This is a genomic window from Haloferax sulfurifontis (assembly GCF_014635105.1).
Classification (GTDB): Archaea; Halobacteriota; Halobacteria; order Halobacteriales; family Haloferacaceae; genus Haloferax; species Haloferax denitrificans.
In genome coordinates this window covers 824,147-845,581 of sequence record NZ_BMCI01000001.1, presented here as the reverse complement: position 1 = coordinate 845,581, position 21,435 = coordinate 824,147, and the positions used below count along the sequence as shown (strand labels likewise).

Annotated in this window: 16 protein-coding genes and 3 pseudogenes; 8 read left to right on the top strand and 11 right to left on the bottom strand. The window is 58.1% G+C overall.

The features are described 5' to 3' along the window. Positions 1-360: 360 nt before the first annotated feature. A complete protein-coding gene (locus IEV64_RS04345) occupies positions 361-687 on the bottom strand; it encodes an SHOCT domain-containing protein (RefSeq protein ID WP_007276034.1) in 327 nt (108 codons plus the stop codon). A 361-nt stretch (positions 688-1,048) separates the two neighbouring features. Between IEV64_RS04345 and IEV64_RS04340 the strand changes: the two genes are divergently transcribed. Together IEV64_RS04340 and IEV64_RS04335 are read left to right on the top strand one after the other, a co-directional pair. Beyond that, complete coding sequence (locus IEV64_RS04340) at positions 1,049-1,471, top strand: ester cyclase (RefSeq protein WP_188423240.1); 423 nt, start codon at positions 1,049-1,051, stop codon at positions 1,469-1,471. A 221-nt stretch (positions 1,472-1,692) separates the two neighbouring features. Continuing rightward, positions 1,693-1,863: a glycine zipper domain-containing protein gene (locus tag IEV64_RS04335; protein WP_188423239.1), complete on the top strand. Its 171-nt coding sequence runs from the start codon at positions 1,693-1,695 to the stop codon at positions 1,861-1,863. Positions 1,864-1,897: 34 nt separating this feature from the next. Here IEV64_RS04335 and IEV64_RS04330 read toward each other — a convergent pair whose 3' ends face one another. Beyond that, positions 1,898-2,215 carry an RPA12/RPB9/RPC11 RNA polymerase family protein gene (locus tag IEV64_RS04330; RefSeq protein WP_188423238.1) on the bottom strand — a complete coding sequence of 106 codons (318 nt, stop codon included), beginning with the start codon at positions 2,213-2,215 and terminating at the stop codon, positions 1,898-1,900. 206 nt (positions 2,216-2,421) lie between these two features. Here IEV64_RS04330 and IEV64_RS04325 point away from each other — a divergent pair, with 206 nt between their 5' ends. Together IEV64_RS04325 and IEV64_RS04320 are read left to right on the top strand one after the other, a co-directional pair. After that, the gene (locus tag IEV64_RS04325) at positions 2,422-3,342 is read left to right on the top strand and encodes an NAD-dependent epimerase/dehydratase family protein (RefSeq protein WP_188423237.1); all 921 of its coding nucleotides are present in this window, start codon (positions 2,422-2,424) and stop codon (positions 3,340-3,342) included. Between the two features lie 317 nt (positions 3,343-3,659). Beyond that, complete coding sequence (locus IEV64_RS04320) at positions 3,660-3,983, top strand: DUF8000 family membrane protein (RefSeq protein ID WP_188423236.1); 324 nt, start codon at positions 3,660-3,662, stop codon at positions 3,981-3,983. 283 nt (positions 3,984-4,266) lie between these two features. Here the strand turns inward: IEV64_RS04320 and IEV64_RS04315 are convergent, their stop codons facing one another. From IEV64_RS04315 to IEV64_RS19805, 4 genes and pseudogenes are all read right to left on the bottom strand, one after another. Beyond that, positions 4,267-5,976 (bottom strand): NAD(P)/FAD-dependent oxidoreductase, encoded by a 1,710-nt coding sequence (locus IEV64_RS04315; RefSeq protein WP_188423235.1) that lies wholly within the window; start codon positions 5,974-5,976, stop codon positions 4,267-4,269. A gap of 103 nt (positions 5,977-6,079) precedes the next feature. Continuing rightward, the gene (locus IEV64_RS04310) at positions 6,080-6,643 is read right to left on the bottom strand and encodes a transcriptional regulator FilR1 domain-containing protein (protein ID WP_229722474.1); all 564 of its coding nucleotides are present in this window, start codon (positions 6,641-6,643) and stop codon (positions 6,080-6,082) included. 27 nt (positions 6,644-6,670) lie between these two features. Further along, positions 6,671-6,865: pseudogene (locus tag IEV64_RS20165) on the bottom strand (helix-turn-helix domain-containing protein); the annotation flags it as partial. Positions 6,866-7,090: 225 nt separating this feature from the next. After that, complete coding sequence (locus IEV64_RS19805) at positions 7,091-7,435, bottom strand: hypothetical protein (RefSeq protein ID WP_229722473.1); 345 nt, start codon at positions 7,433-7,435, stop codon at positions 7,091-7,093. Between the two features lie 1,729 nt (positions 7,436-9,164). Here IEV64_RS19805 and IEV64_RS04300 point away from each other — a divergent pair. Then, positions 9,165-10,418: a phage NrS-1 polymerase family protein gene (locus IEV64_RS04300; RefSeq protein WP_188423234.1), complete on the top strand. Its 1,254-nt coding sequence runs from the start codon at positions 9,165-9,167 to the stop codon at positions 10,416-10,418. A 15-nt stretch (positions 10,419-10,433) separates the two neighbouring features. Here IEV64_RS04300 and IEV64_RS04295 read toward each other — a convergent pair whose 3' ends face one another. Beyond that, positions 10,434-12,848, bottom strand: a complete 2,415-nt coding sequence (locus IEV64_RS04295; protein WP_425433186.1) for a TraM recognition domain-containing protein — start codon at positions 12,846-12,848, stop codon at positions 10,434-10,436. A gap of 2,114 nt (positions 12,849-14,962) precedes the next feature. Here IEV64_RS04295 and IEV64_RS04290 point away from each other — a divergent pair. Next, the gene (locus tag IEV64_RS04290; RefSeq protein WP_188423232.1) at positions 14,963-15,811 is read left to right on the top strand and encodes a DNA-binding protein; all 849 of its coding nucleotides are present in this window, start codon (positions 14,963-14,965) and stop codon (positions 15,809-15,811) included. A gap of 322 nt (positions 15,812-16,133) precedes the next feature. Here the strand turns inward: IEV64_RS04290 and IEV64_RS19800 are convergent, their stop codons facing one another. Continuing rightward, positions 16,134-16,376 carry a hypothetical protein gene (locus IEV64_RS19800; RefSeq protein ID WP_004062860.1) on the bottom strand — a complete coding sequence of 81 codons (243 nt, stop codon included), beginning with the start codon at positions 16,374-16,376 and terminating at the stop codon, positions 16,134-16,136. Beyond that, a complete protein-coding gene (locus tag IEV64_RS04280) occupies positions 16,377-16,883 on the bottom strand; it encodes a DUF7342 family protein (protein ID WP_425433185.1) in 507 nt (168 codons plus the stop codon). A gap of 257 nt (positions 16,884-17,140) precedes the next feature. Here IEV64_RS04280 and IEV64_RS04275 point away from each other — a divergent pair, with 257 nt between their 5' ends. Next, on the top strand, positions 17,141-18,532 hold the full coding sequence (locus tag IEV64_RS04275) for an ATP-binding protein (protein ID WP_188423231.1): 1,392 nt from the start codon (positions 17,141-17,143) through the stop codon (positions 18,530-18,532). 119 nt (positions 18,533-18,651) lie between these two features. After that, a pseudogene (locus IEV64_RS04265) lies at positions 18,652-19,637 on the top strand (IS5 family transposase). 104 nt (positions 19,638-19,741) lie between these two features. On the opposite strand, the gene IEV64_RS04260 reads toward IEV64_RS04265, so the two are convergent. Both IEV64_RS04260 and IEV64_RS04255 read right to left on the bottom strand, forming a co-directional pair. Beyond that, a complete protein-coding gene (locus tag IEV64_RS04260) occupies positions 19,742-20,188 on the bottom strand; it encodes a pyridoxamine 5'-phosphate oxidase family protein (protein ID WP_229722469.1) in 447 nt (148 codons plus the stop codon). A gap of 100 nt (positions 20,189-20,288) precedes the next feature. Further along, positions 20,289-21,406: pseudogene (locus IEV64_RS04255) on the bottom strand (RNA-guided endonuclease InsQ/TnpB family protein); the annotation flags it as partial. Positions 21,407-21,435: the final 29 nt, after the last annotated feature.

Below are 21,435 nucleotides of genomic sequence, written 5' to 3'. Positions count from 1 at the left end.
AAAACACCGCCCAAGACAGATACGACTACGAACATATTGGAAATGAATAATTGACGAGAGAGTTGTACTTCTTCGGATTAGTAGCGGAAACCGTTCTGTTACGGGACTACAAAATCTACTCTGAAGTGCTGGATTACTTTCTGTTTCTGTGAGTGATTCTGTTTCTGAGCAGAAGGCATTGTCCTCTTAAGCGACTACGGATGTGATATCTGAACCAGTTGTTTTTCTCATATCGACACTGCGAAAACAGATAGAAGAGTAGACACAATCTCAGAATATCGGATCTCTGATATCCGTTTTTCGACTTCACAAAGTATCTGACTTTGGTACGTTCGACGGGTTCTCTGCGTGAACCCCCGTCTATCCCCACTCCAGATTCAACGTGGCCGCTCGGTTCGTAAACTCCTCGTCGTCGATTTCGCCGCGCGCGTACTGCGTTCGGAGGTCCTGCATGGCGCTGTCGGCTTTTTTCGGAGGATTCGTCTCGGTACTCCCCGCTCGTGCGCGACTGACGTACGCGAGACCCACCCCTGCGAGTACGACCAGGAGGAGGAGACCGACCGCGAGCCACCACAGTCCCATGCCGCCGGTGGCCGTCGCGCCCCCCGCGGCGACCCCGTGGCCGCCGTGGGGACCCATCGGACCGTGTCCACCCCACTGGAGTACGACGGTCGCCGTTTCGATCATCTTTCTCACCTCTACGTAATCGTAGACTCACGGACCGTATCAACTCACGCCGTGATTGTCGCTCGCTGGGAACGTCCGTGTCTGGTTGTCCGAACGACGTCGAATCGGTCTGTCCACGTCACCGGACTGGTTCGGTTCTTCAGTTCCCCGTTTCGCCACCGTTTGTCGCGTGTCAACGAGGGCGTCTGAGACGATGAAGTCGCTCTATTGAAATTCATATATTCCGATAGCTTAGTTCGGTTTCGTCGCGCACAGGCGCGAATTAGCTACTCTCTGTGGTGAATCCCGGTTCTCGATTCACGAGAGATGTCTGACAACTATATGCCGGGTTGGCACCTACCTCTAGCGAGGTACGTAGACAATGACCTCGAACGTCTCGACCAGACACGAACAGCCCATGAGCACCTACCTCGCGCTCTGGAACGGTGCGGACGCGAACACAGACGCCGTCTCCGAGTCGTTCGTCGCCTACGAGCCGAGCGCTCCCGGCGGTGAACTGCACGGGCCGGACGCGCTCGAAGCGTACGTCCGCGAACTCCGGACTGCGTTCCCCGATTTCACAATCACTCCCGTGGCCCTCCTCGAAGACGCCGAGACGGTCATGACCGAGTGGACCGCAACGGGGACGCAGGACGGCGTCTTCAACGGTCTCCCCCCGACCGGGCGCACGTTCGAGCACAAGGGTATGTCCGCGTTCGTCATCGCCGACGGGAAAATACAGGAAGAGCGGATGTACTACGACCCGCGGGAGATCGCCGAGCAACTCGGCTTCCTCGAGGAGTGAGCGTCCTGCTCGTTTCCCCACGCGATCTTCTTGTTCCCCGCTGTGGTCTCTATTCGGCCTTTACGACTCCCACAGACGATTCGAGTCGCGGTGTGGCAGTTGTATGGCTGTGAGACCTCAGTCGAGTCACGGCGCTCGGTCGAGCTAGTTGTCGATGGTGCGCGTCCATTGTCGGTTCTCCGCCACGAACTCCTATCTCGCCTCGCGGTGATCGTTCACGCATGAGTGGGACCGACGACGGGGGAATCGACTCGGCGACGATGGGAACGTGGATTGCGATTGGGACCGGCTTCGGCGTCGCACTCGGGCTCGTGATGGACAATCTCGCGCTCGGAATCGCAATCGGCGTGGCGCTCGGGACGGGGTTGGGGGCGGGGTTGTCGTCGCGGTAGGCTGTTTGTGGGTCGGTGGTGGGCCACCGGGGAGTCAGGACTCGCGCCACCTGTGGCCGCACTCGACGCAGATGAACAGCCGAACCTCGTAGGAGCCACCCGGCTTCGGCATCATCTGGTAGTGGGCCCGGTCGCTGTCGCAGTCGTCCGCCGGACAGGGCTCCTGCATCGTCTCGGCTGAGCCCTGCGTCGCGTCGGCCACGTCAGGTGCGCCGTCGTTTCGCTGTCCATCCCGAATCGCCATCGCCGCTTCCGCCCGCGAGTCACGCGGCTCCTCGTGCTCGCAGGAACGACACACCCACCTGTCGCCCTCCGTGTGCATCATCGAGCCGCACTCGGTACAGAATTGCATATACCGCCGAAACACGCGGTTGTCGGATATATGTGTTAATCTCCGATTCGTCGTGGACCGTTAGCGACCCCGGCCTTCATTCGCCAGTCAACCACCCGGTAGAGAGGTGGGTGCCGGTCGGACGCCCCCCGAAGACCACGGGAGAACTCGCCCGAGTTCCACGACCGCGCCGATACGTTCTTGTCAATTGGCGAGAGCCACGACGTATGGACGGCAAACGAGTCCTCGTTACTGGCGGTGCCGGTTTCATCGGTTCGAACCTCGCGAACTCTCTGGCCGACGACAACGACGTAATCGCAATCGACGACCTCTATCTCGGAACGCCCGACAATCTGGATGACGATGTGGAGTTCCACGACATGAGTGTGCTCGACGACGACCTGCCGACCGAAGGCGTCGACGTCGTGTTCCACCTCGCGGCGCTGTCGTCGTACAAGATGCACGAAGAGAACCCGACGAAGGGCGCTCGCGTCAACATCGAAGGGTTCGTCAACACGGTCGAACAGGCCCGCAAGGACGGCTGTGATACCGTCGTGTACGCGACGACGTCGTCGATTTACGGGTCGCGGACGGAGCCCTCTCCCGAGGATATGCCCGTCGAATCCCGGACGGGATACGAGGCGTCGAAACTGGCGCGGGAGCGCTACGCGGAGTACTTCCACCACCACTACGACATGCAGTTGGCCGGGATGCGTTTCTTCTCGGTGTACCAGGGCTTCGGCGGCGCGGAAGAACACAAAGGCGAATTCGCGAATACGGTCGCGCAGTTCACCGACAAGATCGCGAACGGCGAGTCGCCCGAACTGTTCGGCGATGGGTCCCAAACGCGTGACTTCACCCACGTCGACGACATCGTCCGCGGTATCGAACTCGCCGCCGACGAGCGGTTGCAGGGCATCTACAACCTCGGGACTGCCGAGAGCTACTCGTTCAACGAGATGGTCGAGATGATTAACGAGGTATTGGAGACGGACGTCGAGCCCGTCTACGTGGAGAATCCGTTCGAGGTGTACGTCCACGACACGAAAGCCGACTACTCGAAGATGCACGACGCGACCGGGTGGGAGCCCGAGGTTTCGTTCGAAGAGGGTGTCGAGCGGGTTTGTGAGCCGTACCTCGACGACTGACGAGCGCGCTCGCGTTAGTGTGTTTCGACCGGGGGTTCCGAGCTCACTCACCGAGGCCCGGTGTCGACAATCGAACCCCCAGTACGAGTCAAGTGTCAGACGGTGGTTGTCGCCCGACACGGCGCAGTCGACGTTTCCGGAGCCGGTCTCCGAGAACGCACTGCTTCGAGGGTGATTGACCTACTTTTCACCCGGCTCTCGTAATTCGGCTACGCCCCCCATTTCGGCACAGTTCCGACCGCACGCTCCCCGAGGAGTCCACCAGAGCCATCGCAGTGTGAAGCACTTTGGCGGTGGAGCCCCTCCGTTCTCGAGCGATGGGTCGAACGGTTTCACTCTCCGGGACGTGGTTCAGCTATCTGCTGTACGCGTTCCAACTGACTGCGCTCGCGTTGGTGCTCGTGTTCGTCGTGCCCGCGCTCCAGTACCCGGTCAATCTCTTCTTGGGCGGACTGTTCGCCGCGGTCGTCTTCGCGTCGGGAGTCGCGCTGTGGCGGCGCGCGACCGGACGGGACGAAGGAAGTCGGCTCGGAACCGCCGAAGACATCACCCACGACCCGGTTGCGGACCCCGGGCAGGCCGCCCGCGACCGGTGGGAACGGGCCGTTCGACGGCTTCCCGGTTCGGACGACGAGGAGTGAACCCCCGAAGGTGTGAGGGCGGTCGGTGGCTCACGAACGACCTCCTCCGTCGGTCTGCCGCCTCCACCGAGTGGTACGAACGAACTGCTCAGTACCAGTCCACGAATACGGTCGCATCTCCCACCGAACTGCGGTCGCAACGACGTGCAAGCGTACGGTCTCGGTCGGCGTCAGGTGCGGGCTTGTCACGAGTCGCTCGATAGCCTCCGGCCTCGCGAGCCGCTTGGGTCGGTAGGAAAAAACACGGACCGAGTCAAAGTGACTACCCACCCTAAGCCGATGGCTACACCATCTCGGGAACGGGGAAGTCGAACAGTTCCGCTCGGAGCTGATCGGGTGATTCGGTCATCCCCCACTGGATGAGTTTGCCCACTAACTCCGGGTCAGAGAAATCGACGTGCCGTGCACGCTCGTCTCCCCAGGCGTAGACATGCTTCGGAAGCCAGTCGGCCCGCCGAAGCTCCGCGAACAACAGTCCGGCTGCCTCGCCAGCACTCGCGTCTCCGTCCCTGTAGACATCCAGTACCTCTGCCATCCGCTGGTGTATCTCGGTCTTCTGCGGGACAAAGGGAGCGCCGTCGCCTGGCGACGACTCCGCGAGGAGCGAGTCGAACTCGGCGGGTCGCCCCGTTGCGAGATAGTTGAAGCAGTGCCGCTGAACGTACAGGTCGTGGAACAGGACCTGCCCCAGCCACATCTGCGTCCACGCGTTCCAGAGCCGGAAGTCACCCATCGACTTGTAAGCGTTGCTGATGACCCGGTCGTTGGTCGCAAGCTGACGGCGGTGCATCTCGTCGATTGGCGCGAAGCGCGCCACCGAGAACTCGCCGTCTTCGAACGCGTCCAAAAGCAGGTTGGTCGACACAAAAACGGATTCGAGGGTGTTCACCAGGCCAACCGCGTACAGCGGGTCGACGAACCCATACGTGTTGTTGGTCAGATAATGGCGGTGTCCCGAGGACTGACTGGCGGTCCGCTGAAGCCTCCCGGTTCGAACCCACGGCCGCACCGGCACCGCTGATTCGAGGTGTCGTTCGATGTCGGGGAACTCGGCGATGATTCGTCGGGCCTCTTGCTCGGCGCTGACCGACTCGTCAACGGGGTACTGCGTTCGGTCGAGGACTACCCCGACGCTCGCCTTGTTCGCCTCCGAGCGCTCGAAGTTGTCGAAGGGGATAATCCACATCCAGCCCCCGTCGAACACGTGGTGGAGCGTCCCGTCGTGGAGGCGGTTGGACTGTCCGGGGCGGGCAGCCTCGTCGAGCACCTCGTCGAACGGGGCGAGCCCTTCGACGTGCGTGAAGATGGCGCGCGAATCCGTCTCCAACGCCGGTGCGTCCTCGCGGTACCCCATCTCCTCGGCGAGGACGGAGTTTCCCCCGGTCCCGTCGACGTAGAACGCCGCCTCGATGTCGCCGCGTCCGGTCGTCACGGTCACCCCGTCGCGGCCGATGTCCACGCCGGTGATTTCGGTCTCGTCGAGGTACTCGACGCCGTACCGCTGGGCGGCCTCAACCAGATACCGGTCGATCTCTGAGCGCAGGAGGTGGCTCTCGCTGTAAAACGGGAGGTCCGGCGGAATCAATTGGTGGCTGTGGTCCGGCGCGACCCTCCGCCCGGGTTCGTGGTAGGCGAAGCCGATGGAGTGTTTGATGCCGCACGACGACGTGACGTTGTCGACGATGTCGTCCGTGTCGCTGAGGTACTGAATCTCCGGGATTCCGTGGTACTCCCCGAGAATCCACATCCACATCGAACTCTGCGGGAGCATCGCCTCGCCGACGGCGAACCGCGGATGCGACCCGGCTTCCAGCATCACCACGTCGAGGCCGTGTTTTCCCAGAATCATCGCCGTGAGAGACGCCGACATCCCGGAACCACCGACAACAACGTCGTAGGAACCCGTCGGTGCTGATTCTACGGCGTCCCAGTTGTCTCGTCGCCTGTGCTGTCGATCGCCGCCGTCCGCCTCGGTCTTCCCTGTCCGTTCCATAATCCGTTCGACGGAAAGCTCAGGATTATAGTCATTCCCTGAGACGGCGTCTCAGTTCGTGAGACACAGTTCGATCAGTACACAGATTTCACGCGTAGAGTCGCTACTTCTTGGTGCTCATCTGAGTCACGTTGAGCCTGTCCGCGTCGCGTTTGTAGCGTCGATAGAGGTCGACGGCCCACTTGCGAGCCTCGGGGTCGTCGGTTGTGACCGAAGCAATCGGGAGGGATGTCTCGTCGTCGAAACCGCCGACGATGACAACGTCGTCGATGATACCCATGGTGAACGGCAGTCCGGGGTGAGTGTATAGCGCGGGTGCTTCAGCCGACGCGATGGTGTCGAACGCGTTCTTCGAAGCGTTCCGGTCCGCTTCGAGCGCCAGCGGCGTACAGATAGCCTCGAAGTCCACGTCGTTTCGGGCGTGTTCAATACCCTGTTCTGTGACCTTCGGTGGACACCCTGCGACGACTAGACTCCGCGAGTGCTCGAACGACGCGAAGTGTTCGAGCCACGGTTCGATGGGCGCGTTCGGATTCTGCGGCGTGGCGACGTGGAGGTCGGCGTCGGCGAATAGGTGGACATGACGCGTGAACTCCGGTGCCGAAATCTGAGCGAGGAGGGGTTCTAATCGGCCGGCCGCTGCGACCGACCGCTCGAACCGTGACACGGCATCGGCCACGGCACAGCCCGCTCCGGTCGTCCGGTATCCCGTGGGCGTCTGCTCGAGCAAACTCTCGTCGGTGAGTGAGGATGTCCATCGGTAGGCCGTTGCACGCGAGATGTTAAGTTCGTCTTGGAGCGTCGACCGGTCGAGCGGCCCATCTCGGGTCGCATCCAGCAGCGGTGCTTGGTCCAGTAACTGGTGTGTGTCCGGTTCGTGGTGAGCCATGTCCTCGGAACGGACTTGGAAACCCTAAGTGTACCTCCGGCAAGCGGCTGAAGGTTGCCGCCCCCGCTGACGTCGCTTTCGAACACGTCACCGAATCCACTCGTACAGCTCGAGGAAGCCGAGCGACCACACGAGTCCCCCGATACACCGCTCTGTTTTCACGGTTCGATGTGATCCCGGATAAGTGGTTGGTCGCGCACCTTGATGTGGCCCAACAGCCAAGACTCAGCGAGCATTCGATTTGATTTTCATGTCGAGCTCGTCAATCAACTCCTCAATTCCCGTCGTCATCTTTCGGAGAACCTTCTGTTCCGACCCATAAGTCCAGTTGAAAATCCCGCTCGCTCCCCCACCGACGACGATCTTTAGGAACCAGGTCGTCTTAGTCATCTCTTCGAGGATAATCGTTACCTGCATATTCGAGTTCGTCCGCCAAAATTCGTATTTCTCAATCAGTAACACCGCGAACCCATCTCCTGTGTGAGATTCCTCCGGAGAAAATCGCTCAGTTAGTGCGTCTATGAGGTCCGAAAATTGCCCACCTGTGACAGTATAGTTCACGACTCTCATACCGGTTCATTTCAACGGGGGTACAAAACTTGTGGACTTCATCAGCTCCGCACACTCTTAATTGATCACGCCACGAATTCACGTGAGAGGGAACGCCAGACACGAGAGCACGAACTCAACTGGGCCAGCCCAGCGGACACAAGAAAGAATCGCCGTCTGTCCGAGTGTCGTGGAATCTCAATAGTCGCGCCGCGTGAATTCAGATACCTGTTCCAGCAGTCGTTTGAGCTGCGGGGATTGCCGATACCGGATACACCCGCTTCGTCTGTTGTGTTCGATGACGCCCGCGTTGAGTTTCGGCAGCGAGGTGTGATGTAGACACCGTTCGATTCATGTCTCTTCGTCATCGCCCACTTGGGCTTGTGGTTGAACGCCGATATACCGGGGCGTCCGTTTCTCCATCGGCCACTCATAACGGGAATTCGACTCTCGAGACTGAGCGGGGGCGGGCGGCCTCGGACCCACACACCGCCCCGAGGCTAATCGACGCGCTCCCATCCACCGTGGCAGGCAGGTCGTGGCGCTCGGGATGGGTTTGGTGGCTGGGTTGTCGTTGCGGTGAGTTGCAGTCGGTGTGTTGGTGAGTCGGTGGGTTACCATACCTCTGCTTCGATTGGAATACACCCACCGTCTGTCCCGCAACAATAGACTTCACCGAAGCGGTGTGTGGCCGTATCTTCCTCAATGAACAAGCGAGATCGTTCGAACGATCGAAAACCTTCGTGATAACGAGGCATTCGGTGTCTCGAACTACGAGTTCGTCGAGAGCAAGTGCGTTCGATTCGAGAGCGAACACCTGTCATGACACATCTGGGACCGTGGCCTCGTTCAACTCGGACAGACGTACCCAAAGGGACACCACCATCTTCTGAGGCTACTGTGTACAATGGTCCTCGGATGGCACAGGCCACAGTCAACTGGCCTTCCTCGTCAGGGCACAACGACTGGGGCGTAACGCGACGTGGTTCCCACGGGTTAGAACGCGAGCACACCAACATCACAGCGCCACTGCTGGACCGACCTGCCAGCAAAACACGTCCAAAGGTACGTGCAAGCATCTACTGGAAGTCACGTCACCCTCACGCAACCCACTTGGTTCGAAGGGAAGAGAGTTGAAACTAACTGACCGTTCTCGATTTCGTCGCGTCCACGTTTGAGACCACCGCCAGAACCCCCTCTTCAAGTCGAAGGCGAACACACCAGTACCACGTCGACGGGTCCCAAAAGCGGGAGTTCGGCGTGTTCGACTCTCTGCTTGGAACGCGACGATGACCAGTACTGAGCAGGCATCGACCCCGACCAACGACGCCAACCGAGAATTTGAAAACCGCCCATACACCACCTCTCTGACGTGGTGTACTGGAGAATAGCGGATTCGAGTATACCTGAACACAGGCGGATGGGCGGTGACTTTCGATACAACGGTGGTTCTCCTTCAATACGAATCGCACGTCTGAGCGGCCCTAGACGCCAACACCAAAAGATTCGTTCGAGGTTCATTCCCTCTTGAGGCTGTGGTCCTCGCCTGTATCTACACCCAAGTAAGCCACAACTCACATACACCCATACGGGAAATCGGCGTGGATGTACACCCCTGAAAAATGGGGCTGTAGAGGGTGTATTGACGAATCACTCACTTCCGCCCCAGTGTAGAAATCGAGGGAATCGACCCACCGGTGTAGCAGCACGAAATAGCTATCTACGTGTCCACGAGACCATCGAGTACCCAATGACCCCACCCCTACCCACACGTGATACACTCCCCGATACCCTCCTCGAACGAGGTCAATGGGTAGGGTGGCGTAAACAGACACGCGGTGGAGACGAAACGAAGGTTCCCGTATCGGTGAACGGCGGCTATGCCTCAGCAACCGATGCGGCGACGTGGACGACGTTCGACGAAGCGCTCGCGTATGCAACGGAGGGCGCGGCAGACGGCGTCGGCTTCGTGTTCAGTACTGACGACCCATATGTTGGTGTAGACCTCGACAACTGCCGCAGTCGCGAAACGGGCGAGACAGAAGCGTGGGCGACCGTGATTATCGACCAGCTTGCGTCGTATACAGAGATCAGTCCGTCAGGGACGGGCTATCACATCATCGTCCGTGGATCACTGCCGCCTGACGGCAACCGGACAGGGAACCTCGAACTCTACGAACACTCGCGATTCTTTACGATGACTGGCGACCACGTCGACGAGACGCCCACGACGGTCGCCGACCGAACAGACGAACTCACCGCAATTCACGGTGCGTACTTCGAGACACAACACAGCCAGCATGATACACAACACGCATCGAACACCACCAGTATCACCACGCCACCGAATGTTGTCGACACGCCAGGAAACAACCTCACCGACGAGGATGTGGTCGAGCGCGCATCGAACGCAGCCAACGGGCCGAAATTCAGTCGCCTGTGGAAAGGCGATACCAGCGCGTATGACAGCCACTCAGAAGCCGATATGGCGCTGTGTTCTATCCTGTCGTTTTGGACTGGCGGTGATGCAGCACAGATAGATCGGCTACTGCGAGACTCTGGATTGTATCGCAAGAAATGGGACGAAACTCACTTCGCCGACGGGTCGACGTACGGAGAAAAGACCATCGAGCGGTCGGTATCACGGACGTCCGATTTTTATGAGCCCTCACAGTGGTCGAATGCAGACTCTCGTTCACCATCGCGCACAGACTCCGCCCGAACTGGACGTGCGGACCACCAGACGCCACACGATCCGACGTCGACGTCGGCCACACCAACCGAACGTTCGAACACAGCATCACCTCGCGATACCGGCCATCTCGACCGGCTCAAAGACCTCCAGAGCCATCTCGAATCGGTACTCGAAGAGAACGAACGACTACACGCGGAGTTAGAAACCGAACGCGAACGGCGACGTGAACTGGAAGCAGCGGTCGCTGCAGGAGACGAGACAGACGAAAGTAGTCGTGGGTGGTCGCTATTTGGGTGGTTCAGACGGTAGTCACGTCACCGGTCCTCACGAGTGCGAAGCATCTGACTGTAACTCTTGGAGGGTGTGCATCTCGGTGAATCCGGGTTGGTGAATCTGGAACGACGATGGCGGTGAATTCGAACTATAGGTCTTTTCGACGCGTGGGTACCCCTCGTTTGGCTCGTTGAGGGCACGAAGAATCTCATGTGCATCGCTTCGATTCTTCACGACCCACACTGCGGCTTCGGGATCGCACGCAGCCATCTTGTCATAGTCTTCGGGGACCGCAGTCAAGATATCGTGATTCGCTCGTTCAGCTTCAAGTGTGACGACGATGTTTCCATCCTCATCGAGACAGACCGCATCGAGACGCGAGCCTTCGTGTTCGAAGTATGAAACGGCCTCGACAGCCGCGGAGTCATCGTCTTCGACGAACTCTGTTTCGAGATATCGTCGGCCAAGTTCCACCATGACGACGTGGAGACTCGACTCACTGAGATCGCCTCGGCCGTGGCCGTGGGCAATACCTTCGCGGTGGCGAACTGCAATCGCACGGCGGCCTTTTGGGGTGACTGTATAGAGTTTGTGTGGATACGTACAATCGACCGACAGCGACCCACCATCGATGAGTTCTTGAACTTCCTGATATCTGATGCCGGTGTATTCTTGGAGGCGAACCATGCTGTCATACAAAAGGTCGTACTCGAACTCGGGATCGAATCGACGTTGATGTGCAGAGTAGACCGCTTGGAGGAACCGAAGTTGGGCGTCGGTAAACGCGCTACTGCCGCGTTCGACGGCTGAGAGTTTGAGTGGGAGTTGTGAGAGTGGGATTTCGTCGCGGTCGACTGCTTCGAGGCTGTGACAACATTGGATGGCGTTTTTGATGCCTGTGAGTGTTGGGTCGTATCGGGTTGAGCACTCCTCACAGACGACGACGTGAACTTCAGGGTCATACTCGACCATGGGTGGGAGACGCGACGTATACGGCAGCGCGGAGTTGATACGCGCATCGGGAGTCGGCGCATTCCGATCTGGGTATGGGTCTGGTGGTGCGTCTTCGGATGGTGTGTGTGCGGACGTGGGAGTTGCGTGGTGTGTCGACGTTGCGGACTCATCGAGCGGTGCTGATTCGCGGTGGCCCAGTGGCGTCTGTGTCTCTTCTGTGGTGGTCCGACTGCCAATCCCCGAGACATCGAGCCCATACGCGTGGGAAGTCTGCGTCGTACGCAACTCAAGTGCGGCCGCGTATGCTGTCTCACGAGCGGGCGAAAACGGGTCAGTACTTTCTGGGTGGCCAGCTGGGAGTGGTGGGCTCTGGAGGACGAACGGCTGTGGCTCTGGCTGTCCAAACTCTGCCGGGAGCGTCGCGAGCCACTGGCCACGGCGAAGCGCGCGGAGTCGATTTTGTACTTCCGTTGCGGGACGGTCGGCTGTTATAAATCGCCGGCTGAACTCGGGGTCGACTGCGACGTTCCCCGTGATAATCGTCGAGACGTTATTGAGGACTTCACGATAGGCCTCTGGATTGGCCTCTTTGAGTTGTGCAGGAAACTGCATCGCCAAGGTAATCGAGAGGCCGAACGAACGAGACTGGGCAAGGAGGTCTGACAAGAGCGATGATGTCGATAACTGCGCAGCTTCTTCGAGATACAGATTCACGAGTGGGTGGTCTGTCTCGTCGTCGCCCTGCTGGGTCCGGCGTCGAAGGGCGGTCCACAACGCCGACAGAAGGACGAGCGTGATGACGCGCTGTGAAGCCGGCCTGAGGCCCCCTGTCTCGATAATAATGACTGCGTCTTCATCGATGAGCCTCCGAAGGTCGAATTCCGGATCGTCGCCATCATCGTCTGGAGTATGATTGAATACCTGTGCAAGTCGGGCATCGATGGGAATCTTCTCGATGCGGTTTGCAACCCCTTGCATGAGCTCGTCGAACGAGCGCTTGGAGTTAGCAGCGACACCAGCGAGCATCGCCTGGAGGTCTTCATCAACGACTGGTGGTGGGTCGCGTGTTTCGTGTAATCTGGCGACGGCCGTCTGGAACTCACGATGGCTAAACGCGTTCGAGCCGTGGATCGGGTCGAACATCGCTTTGAGCACGTAGCGAATGATGTCGGGCGACCGAACCGCCTGTTCGAATCGGTCGCGACCCATGATGCCGATCAGGATATCGATGTAGTGGTCGACGACGTCTTCGACAGCAGTCGTCCGGTCGATACCTGCATCGAGTTGGTCGCGAATATCGAAAAACGACAGCGCGGGGAGCGTCTCTGTGCAATCGAAGTAGTAGACATCATCGAGTGAGCCGTATTTCGCATAGTGTGCTCGGAGATAGTCGTCGGCCATCCCGTCGCCTTTGGGGTCGATGAGGATATCGGCGCCATCTGTTGCTGCGTAGTTCTCGAGAAGCGCCGCAACGAGACTTGATGATTTGCCTGATCCGGTCCGGCCGAACATACCGAGATGGAGTGGCTGGAGTGCGGGCGGCAGTGAGATAGGGACGGCTTCGGCATCGCCGTCGGCCGTCTGTGCATGGCCAAGTGTGAGCCCTGCTGTTCGATACCGCTCAATCCGATCACGCGGTGGGCGTGGCAGACCGTGTTCGTCTGTCGGTGTGGGCGCGAGCCCACGGTGGGCTTCTGTCGGGAGGGTGGCCGCATCGACGAGACACAGCAACGGGAGTTCACACCCATCCATGACGAGTCCACGACTGGCATGGTCGGTCCACGGAAGTCTCGCAGTGAGCTTCGCGTGTTCTGGGTCAACCACGACGCGATTGCGTAGTGATTCGTAGATTGATTTTGCGCGATCGCCGTCGTGTATGCGACCTTCGATTCGGTAGTGGTCGCCATTGAGATGCGAAAACGCAGTCGATACTGGGGTGCAGTCGGGCAGTTGTGCACGCTGGTCGGTCGTTGCTGCAACTGCCCGAGCGGTGACTACAAAACTGTGTTGTGCGTCTTTTTCGTCGAGTGCATCCACTCGCGAGCGGACCCCTGGGTCAGAGACGTTGTTTTCGGAGTCTGTAGACAAAACCCAGTCCTCGAAGAACCGCTGGAAGGCTGTCTCTCGACCCTGCTTGAGCCGTTGTTTTCTGTCAAGGGCGTGGTGTCGCCAGTCTGGATACGGCCGCACGAGTATCTGGACGGCCATCGGCACGGACGCGTCCGCAAGCGCGCTCACCACCGTTGCGAGTGGCAGACGGCTCTGTTTGTCGGTGAACTCATCGTATCGAGTGAGCGTGGTTTGCCAGTCTTCACGCCGGTCTGTGACGCCCACGAACTCGACCGCTCGGTATCGTGGTGGTGCATACGATTCGAGGGCCCTATCGTCTGGGTCGGCGTCAGCGTCAGCAGGCGAGAGACAACGCAGTGGGTCTGTCATTGTCGTCGAAATATCGAACGAATTCGGAACGAGCTCTCGACACCACGCTTCGATCGTCGATGCGAGGGCAGTGTCGACGCTCAGGACGTACTCGATGGGTCCTGTGTCTGACCCATCAGTGACGAGTACCCATTCGAGGGTGGACGGAGTTTGGGTCGACGCTAAGAGGTAGTACAATCGAGTAAACTGTGCGGTGACAGTCGACGGGGTAAACGTATCCGCAGTTGGCGAGAGGTGGATGAAGGCTCGGTCGGTGGTGGACGAAATAATACATTTCACTCTCACTCAGTGGGCATAATCCCTTCTATATCTGTGTTTTCAGAAATAAAACTAGATAGAATTGCATTAATGTTTGATAATTGTGCTACTACTTGACTTCTCATTGACACCGTCACTGGGTTTGTGACTCAGTTGGCGTCTTTTTCACGCTTGATCGCTTCTCACCCCAACACTGGCGGCTTGGCGAGGTCCCCAACGTAGTCACCCGTCGTTGTTAGCTTTCGTTACTTTTCAATCGAAATGAGTGTGTCGTGCCACATTGTGAGTGCTATCTCTGGACCCAGGATATCGATGACACCGTCAGTTGAGGAATCCACGAAAGCCCCCGAACGCTCGACGGCCGCGACTCGCTGCGCGCCTCGTTCCTGCGGTGCTTGCGTCGTCGGGGCACGCCGAGCGTCCGGCCCCTTTCAATCCCACCCCTAGGCTGTTGTGTGGCTGACGATGGCTGTCGGTAGCCCGGTGTGGTACGAACGGCACGCCCCACTCGCCGCCCTATGCCCGCCGTACTCACTCCTCACGTCGTTCGTGACGAGTTGCTCCTTGCAGTCGCACTCGCATCGCTCGCACCCTCCCGGTGCGCCAGCACCAAGCGCGCTGTCGGTCACGACGCCCTCGCTGGCTCGGTCGTCAGACACGAAACCGGCTTGTGTGCTGGCCGCTCGCGGCGGCCAGGCCATCGGGTCGCTCACGATGTTCGCGCCCCGAGTCTCACCTCACTGCGTTCGGTAAGCTGGCGCGCGGTGCTGGCTGTGTGTCCGTCGTCGCGCGCACGCCTTCCGCGCCCTGCGGGCGCGATGAAGGCGCGAAAGGCGTGCGCAGAGCCAGTTGGGCGAACGAGAGAGCCGCGGCTGGAGAGTCGTGGTGTCGGAAGAAGACGCCGAGTGAGCGCCTTTCAGGTAACAGCAATGAGTAGTAAGAAGCAGTTCAGTACTAAAGTTTCGCACAGCAATCACCCCTCGACAGTCGACGACGACGTAGTCGATGAGACGCCAGCGCTCCATCCTACGGTTGAACTCGAGATTCAAGCTAAGGTTGACCTGAATAACCCTGAAGCGGTTGGTCGGGGGTTGACCCTTGCAGAAGAAGAGCGGCTGGCTGCACGTGAGTGGGAAATCGAACAGACGCGTGAACGGTGGGACCGGAGACAGACGTCGAGTCGGGAAGCGCGGACGGCGACGGCGGTGGAGCAGTCGAGTATTGAAGCAACGCGTGAGTTCAAGAAACGCGCAGGGTGTGTGAATCGGTGGGCCGACCCCGAGGAGGCAGACCCGCGTGAGCAACTGACGGCTGAACAGTTGGGCGTTGTGAACAGGGAGGCGGCACGGATGCAGTCGAAACTCGATGCGTGGTCGCGGGCGGCAATCAGCCGGCGTCTGGCCGAAGTAGTCGCAGACGGGAACTCGATGATGAGCGCGGTCGTGGGTGTGTTCGAGGAGTTCCAACAGGCACCAGGGCGGGTGATTCCGATTGCGGCGGTCAGTGAGGTCAGTCGTCGAGAGGTGTCAATCGAGGGAACGATTACGCAGTTGTGGGAGTCGTCGAACGCGGCGATTCAGCAGGTGGGCCTCATCGAGGACGAGACGGGACGAACGAAGGTGACTGTCTGGGAGAAATCGAGGCAACCGGCTGTGAGAGAAGGCGAGCGGGTGACGCTGCGGAACGTCGCAAAGAGCTGGTACGGTGGGCGCGTGTCGGTGGCTGTGACGGGGTGGTCCGACATCAGCTTCTCAGAGCGCGAGGCGTGGTGGGAATAGCCAGTCATCGCACCCTTCTTTTTTGCTATGTGCCCGGCCGACCCAGACCCCACCTCCCCACCCACCGCTCCGTGCTCGCACCTGCGGTGCTGCGCGCGCAGCCACGACCTCACGACGGATTTTCGGCTGTGTTTAGTGCGTCGAACGAGGCCGTTTCGTACGCTTGACGCCAGAGTTGATTCACCGCTCGTGCAACGAGCATTGGCTCTGTTGTCACGATACAGGACTGCTCTACGTCGTCCGTATTTGCTTCGGGTGGCGTATGAAAGTGCTTCTCTGGTGCATCCGGTTTGGGACGGTAATCGTAGCGGAACTGTACTCCTCATTCATCGAGACAATGGAAACTGTAGTACTGACGCTGGAACCAGCGAATATCGAACCGACACCACGTCGCCTCGGCAATCTCATCTCGGAAGTGAATCTGTAGCTTCGTTGGGTCAAGGCGACTATCGAATCCGGCATCTTCGACGAGACCATCAGCACGTGTGCAGACTGTGCGAATCTCTTTAAGTGTGACATCATCGATTGGGCCAACAGCGCCCTCAATGTCCGTCTCGTCTGCCATCTATGCAGTCGATTGAGATTCGTCGTCCTGTAGTGCACCCCGGCTGCGGATCGTGTTTTCACGATCGGATAGCCGAGCTGCTGCAGATCGGCTATCATCTGGGTCGAAGTCGTAGAGCGTCAGCGCAGCTTGGGCGATCTCAAGGTTCTGCTCAATTTGCTGCCACCGAGTGAGGTCTGCCCACCCGTCAGCACCGGACTCCAATTCCAAGGTCAACTCGTCGACGGTCGTCGCGTCGTACTGTTCTTGGATCGCTTGACGTTCATCTTTCAGTTCTCGGATTCCCTGTCGAATCTCGTCTTTCGTGTGCTCGCGGTGAATGTCGGCGATCCGCCGCATCGCCAGCATCTGTGGTGCGCGCATGTAGCGAGTGGCATCACCGGCTGAAATTCTTTTGACACGACCGGTCTCAGCGAGCGCTGAGGGGTGCTTCCGTGCAGTTGGTTCACTCACATGGGCACGTTCAGCAATTTCGCTGGCAGTTTGTGGATTCGTTGTAACGTCGATTACCTGCCGAATACGTTCGAACGTCGTGGTATCTGCTTTCCAGTCATGACTGTCTCGTTGACGTCACCTTGCCACGGTGTTGTGGGGGAGCCTGCTCCGGTCACTGGTCGTCGTACGAGCGCAGTAAGTAAAATAGATTTGCTGGAAATTAGTAATTTTAGCTGCTTGCGCCCGAATCTAGTTAGTAAAATCACGGTTAGTAAAACCACGATTAAGATAATCAGAACGACTATCATCTACCAAGCCAAACACAGACTATGTCTCGGCCTTCCTTCGTCAACCGCGACGACGAACTCTCGTTTCTTCGATCCCGGTTCGACCGTGATACGGCGGAGTTGCTCGTCATCTATGGCCGGCGGCGGCTTGGAAAGAGTGCGCTCGTCCGTGAAGCAATTCGTGACCGAGACGATGCGGTGTACTGGCAGGCGACCGAAGAGACTCCGGACGTACAGCTCGCAAGCTTCGTTGAGACCGCTCGCGACACGTACCCAGTCGTTGACGATATCAAGCGTGACTGGGAGACGATTCTCAAGACGCTTGGACGGCAGGACGCAGTCGTTGTTATCGACGAGTTTCCGTACTTGATCGAATCCGACGATGCAGTTCCCTCGAAGATACAGCGGGTCTGGGACCTCCATCTCGAACAGACGGCGGCGTCGTTGGTACTCGTCGGGTCGTCAATCAGCGTGATGGAAGAGAAAGTGCTCGGAGGCGGGAGCCCGCTGTACGGACGTCGGACCGGAACTATCGACCTCCCACCACTTGCGTTGGCCGACGCACGACAGCTGTACCCCACAGACGACCCAGAGACAACGATTGAGACGTGGAGCGTCTTCGGTGGGACGCCGTACTACCTTCAGGCGCTCACCCCAACGGCATCGCTCGCGGAGAACATCCAGACACACGTCCTCTCCGAACACGGTGTGCTCCACAACGAGCCAGAGTTCCTCCTCCGGACAGAGTTTGGGATTCGAGAGCCACAGACCTACTACACAGTCCTCCGCGCGATTGCGACAGGAAAGCGCGAGGCGAGTGAGATTGCTAACTTCGCCGGTATCGATTCGAACGCACTCGGATCGTATCTCGCGAAGCTCCGTCGACTGCGACTGGTCACACGGGATATCCCGGTCACGGCGAATCCCAATGCGACGCGAAAGAGCCGATACCGACTGAATGAACCGCTGTTTCGGTTCTGGTTCCGTTATGTGTACGGTCAAGAAGGGAAGCTCGCCCAGCTCGGTGACAATGCTTTCGAGGAGTTGGTCACACCTTCGTTCTCGGAGTACATGGGCTCGATGTTCGAACTCGTCTGTCAGAATGCGCTCCCGTCGTTAGTTCCCAATACCTACCACGGGATTGGCTATTGGTGGCACAAGCATCATGAACTGGACGTTGTCGGCCTTGCGAGTGACGGCACACTCGTCGCTGGGGAATGCAAGTACACGCAGCGAGAAATGAACGAAGGCGACCTTGCCGACCTAGAGCGGAGTGCTGCGCAGGTCGACTGGACGCCACCGGAGGGTGGTGATCCGGTGTACCACTACTGTTGCTTCGCTCGGTCAGGATTCTCTGACGGCCTGCGAGCGGTTGCTGACGAGCGCTCGGATGTGTCTCTGTTCACGCCCAACGATATCGTGGAGAGCCATTGATATCCTCCCCGCGCTAAAGCGCAAGGATTCCCGACTGCGTTGGAATATTGTGGATTACGACGTTACGGCCTTGTTGAAACCCTTGCTGACAAACATAACTGGTGAGTAGTGGGAGGTGAATCAATGCTCTCCCGAAGTCACGACTCCTTCGATTCGTTGAACGGGCTATGATGCTGGCCCGCCGTGCTGTGGCACGATTCTCGACACGCTATTCACGGAAGCGGCTCACGCTCCGCCAGCACGTCGTCTTGCTCTGTCTCAAAGTGAAGGCTCTGTTGAAATCCTTCAGCGTTGACATTGAGGTGGGTCGTTCTCCACACAGATTTTCGCGGATGCTGTTGCAAACTCGCTCCTCAGCAAACCGCCAGACGTGATGAGGGTTTCAACAGGGCCAAAGTGAAGAAGACGACCACGTACCGCGACCTCGTTGACGAAATTATCGAGATGCCTCGTATCCGTGATGCCCTCAATCTCGATTCGATCCCCGCACCCTCGACACTCTGCAAGGCGTTTGACCGCTTGGAAATGGCCGTGTGGCGGGTTTTACTGAACGTCTCGCTCGCGGACTTGCCACTGAACGGTGTCACCGGTATCGATGCGTCCGGCTTTGAGCGGGCGCATGCATCAACTCACTACACGAAGCGAACAAATCTCACAATTCAGCAGTTGAAGACAACACTATTGGTCGATACAGCTAACAACGCCATTCTCGATGTTCACGTGACGACAACGCGGAAGCATGATACGCAGATTGCGCCACAGGTAGTGAAACGGAACGCACAGTCCATCGCGGTGTTGACCGGTGACAAGGGATACGACGACCAGAAACTCCGGCGGCTCGCCCATGACCACAATATTAGACCACTCATCAAGCATCGGGGGTTTACACCTCGCCACAAGGCGTGGAATGCGCGACTGGACAGCGATCTCTACCACAAGCGGAACATGAACGAGACAGTCAACGCGGCGATCAAACAGAAAATTCGGTGCATTCGTCCGGTCACGCCTTTGGTGGAAGCAGTTCCGCGAACTCATTATAAAGTGTATCGTCCACAATCTGGAGCGAAGCCTCGCCATTTCACACGAAAGGGGCGAATGTCCATGATTCCGAGAGAAACAGACTGCTAAATATTGAGAGAAGGTATAGCACAGCACTACCGCCAGATGAATGTACTGCGGAACGGAAGTCACTCCTACTCGCGGTGAAATCTACTCGGGTGTCTCAACATTCCACTCCTCGTATTCCGTGGAAAATTCACGCCCTGTACAATCCGTGTTCTCCAATCCAAACAGGCGGAATTCAACGTCTTCAAACGGAATTCCCCACACTCCAAGGTCAGGTGGGAACTGAGCATTTGACGCTATACTTGCGTATGCTCGCTGTTCCTCCTCTTCCGGAATCTCGTATAATTCTCCCGTGATGATAATGCTTCGCCAGATCGACTCGTCTTGAGCATCCTGTTCGTACACAGTGAGACAGACATTCGGATTCGATTCAATAACTCGATTCTTCCGACTTTCGTATCCACCACCCCATTGCATTGGGAACACTGGTTTCTCGGAATCGTATCCAAAAGACATTGGAATCGCATATGGGTGCCCACTTTCAGCCATTGCGAGGACACCAATCCCCTGTCGAACGAGTGCCTCGTCCATCTCTTCCTGTGTAAGACGCCTCATATGGGAAGAAAACTCGGCTGTATTATCTTAGTGTTATTCCATCAGCAGTCAATTACCTCGGGAAATCGCTGTGTATTCAGCAAAATTGCTGAAATCTATCATCAATGAAGGGTTTCAACAAGGCCGACGTTACCTGTTTTTGAGGTGCGAACGCACCAGTTTCCTTGTCAAACAAGAACGTCGATGGCTGTGCCAACCAGCCGTTACTCCTATTCACCGACAAACCCAGTAAACTCGGAGTACTTTCTGCCGAATGTTCTCAGCACCGTTCACATCTGCGTTCCCCCCCGCACCGCACTCATCGCAGACGTATAACCCGCGCTCAACGCGGTTCGATTTCCGTTTGCGAGCACAGCACGAACACGACTTCGACGTCTCACGCTCAGACACCTGTTCAACCGTGATGCCCTCCATCTCTGCTTTGTACTCAAGCATCGAGGTAAAACAGTCGACGCCCATGAGCAAAGGTCAAGGTTGCCGTGTTTGCCCCCGTTCTTCGACTTGCCGTTCTCCTCGTCCTCACGGATGCCTGAGAGGTCGCCCACCACGATGATTCCAACTCCTTCGTCCACGCACCGCTGGACGATGTGTTTCGAGAGGGTGTGGAAGTAATGGGTGCGACGAGCCGACTTCTTCTGGCTCAACCGTGTAGCCTGTTCGGAGCCGGAGTCGTCACAGCGAGCAATTTCATTGCTGAGGTAGTAGTCATCCTGCTTCAAGCAGTTCAACGGGTCAGTTCGCTGTGATCGTCTTCGTAGGCGAGAGCGGTGAAGCTGTTGATACCGAGGTCAACACCCACGGTTTTCTCACTTGGTGCGTCAGAAAGCTCGAGTTCGACTTTGCACACGAAGTGAAGTTCCCACTCGTCACCAGTCCAGACCGCCCGAACCTGTTGAACGTTCTCCACGGTGGAGAGGTCAACGTCAGGGCGAGTCTGGTACTCGCAGAGGATGAAGTCCGACCAGTGTTCTTTGAGATTTGAGCCTTTGAGAGTCGGACTCTCTCTCACTTGGTGTCCAGTTTGAGTCCTGCGGCTTTGAACGTGACCGTGCTTCAGGGGTGGTCGTCTCTTTGTTTGCGGTACCTCGGTGGGTTGGCTCTCGTGTCCCCGTTGCGCCGCTTGCCGTACCAGCAGTTGAACGCTTCAGCGAGTTCTTGCAGGACTCGCGGACTTGATTGCGAATGTGGGTCACCCACAAGTTCGGAGGATGATTTTGATTCGT

Excerpts from the sequence above, each read along its gene's own strand:
- IEV64_RS04345 (WP_007276034.1), bottom strand. The coding sequence starts at position 687 with ATGATCGAAACGGCGACCGTCGTACTCCAGTGGGGTGGACACGGTCCG.
- IEV64_RS04340 (WP_188423240.1), top strand. The coding sequence starts at position 1,049 with ATGACCTCGAACGTCTCGACCAGACACGAACAGCCCATGAGCACCTAC.
- IEV64_RS04335 (WP_188423239.1), top strand. The coding sequence starts at position 1,693 with ATGAGTGGGACCGACGACGGGGGAATCGACTCGGCGACGATGGGAACG.
- IEV64_RS04330 (WP_188423238.1), bottom strand. The coding sequence starts at position 2,215 with ATGCAATTCTGTACCGAGTGCGGCTCGATGATGCACACGGAGGGCGAC.
- IEV64_RS04325 (WP_188423237.1), top strand. The coding sequence starts at position 2,422 with ATGGACGGCAAACGAGTCCTCGTTACTGGCGGTGCCGGTTTCATCGGT.
- IEV64_RS04320 (WP_188423236.1), top strand. The coding sequence starts at position 3,660 with ATGGGTCGAACGGTTTCACTCTCCGGGACGTGGTTCAGCTATCTGCTG.
- IEV64_RS04315 (WP_188423235.1), bottom strand. The coding sequence starts at position 5,976 with ATGGAACGGACAGGGAAGACCGAGGCGGACGGCGGCGATCGACAGCAC.
- IEV64_RS19805 (WP_229722473.1), bottom strand. The coding sequence starts at position 7,435 with ATGAGAGTCGTGAACTATACTGTCACAGGTGGGCAATTTTCGGACCTC.
- IEV64_RS04300 (WP_188423234.1), top strand. The coding sequence starts at position 9,165 with ATGACCCCACCCCTACCCACACGTGATACACTCCCCGATACCCTCCTC.
- IEV64_RS04295 (WP_425433186.1), bottom strand. The coding sequence starts at position 12,848 with ATGTTCGGCCGGACCGGATCAGGCAAATCATCAAGTCTCGTTGCGGCG.
- IEV64_RS04290 (WP_188423232.1), top strand. The coding sequence starts at position 14,963 with ATGAGTAGTAAGAAGCAGTTCAGTACTAAAGTTTCGCACAGCAATCAC.
- IEV64_RS19800 (WP_004062860.1), bottom strand. The coding sequence starts at position 16,376 with ATGGCAGACGAGACGGACATTGAGGGCGCTGTTGGCCCAATCGATGAT.
- IEV64_RS04275 (WP_188423231.1), top strand. The coding sequence starts at position 17,141 with ATGTCTCGGCCTTCCTTCGTCAACCGCGACGACGAACTCTCGTTTCTT.
- IEV64_RS04260 (WP_229722469.1), bottom strand. The coding sequence starts at position 20,188 with ATGGACGAGGCACTCGTTCGACAGGGGATTGGTGTCCTCGCAATGGCT.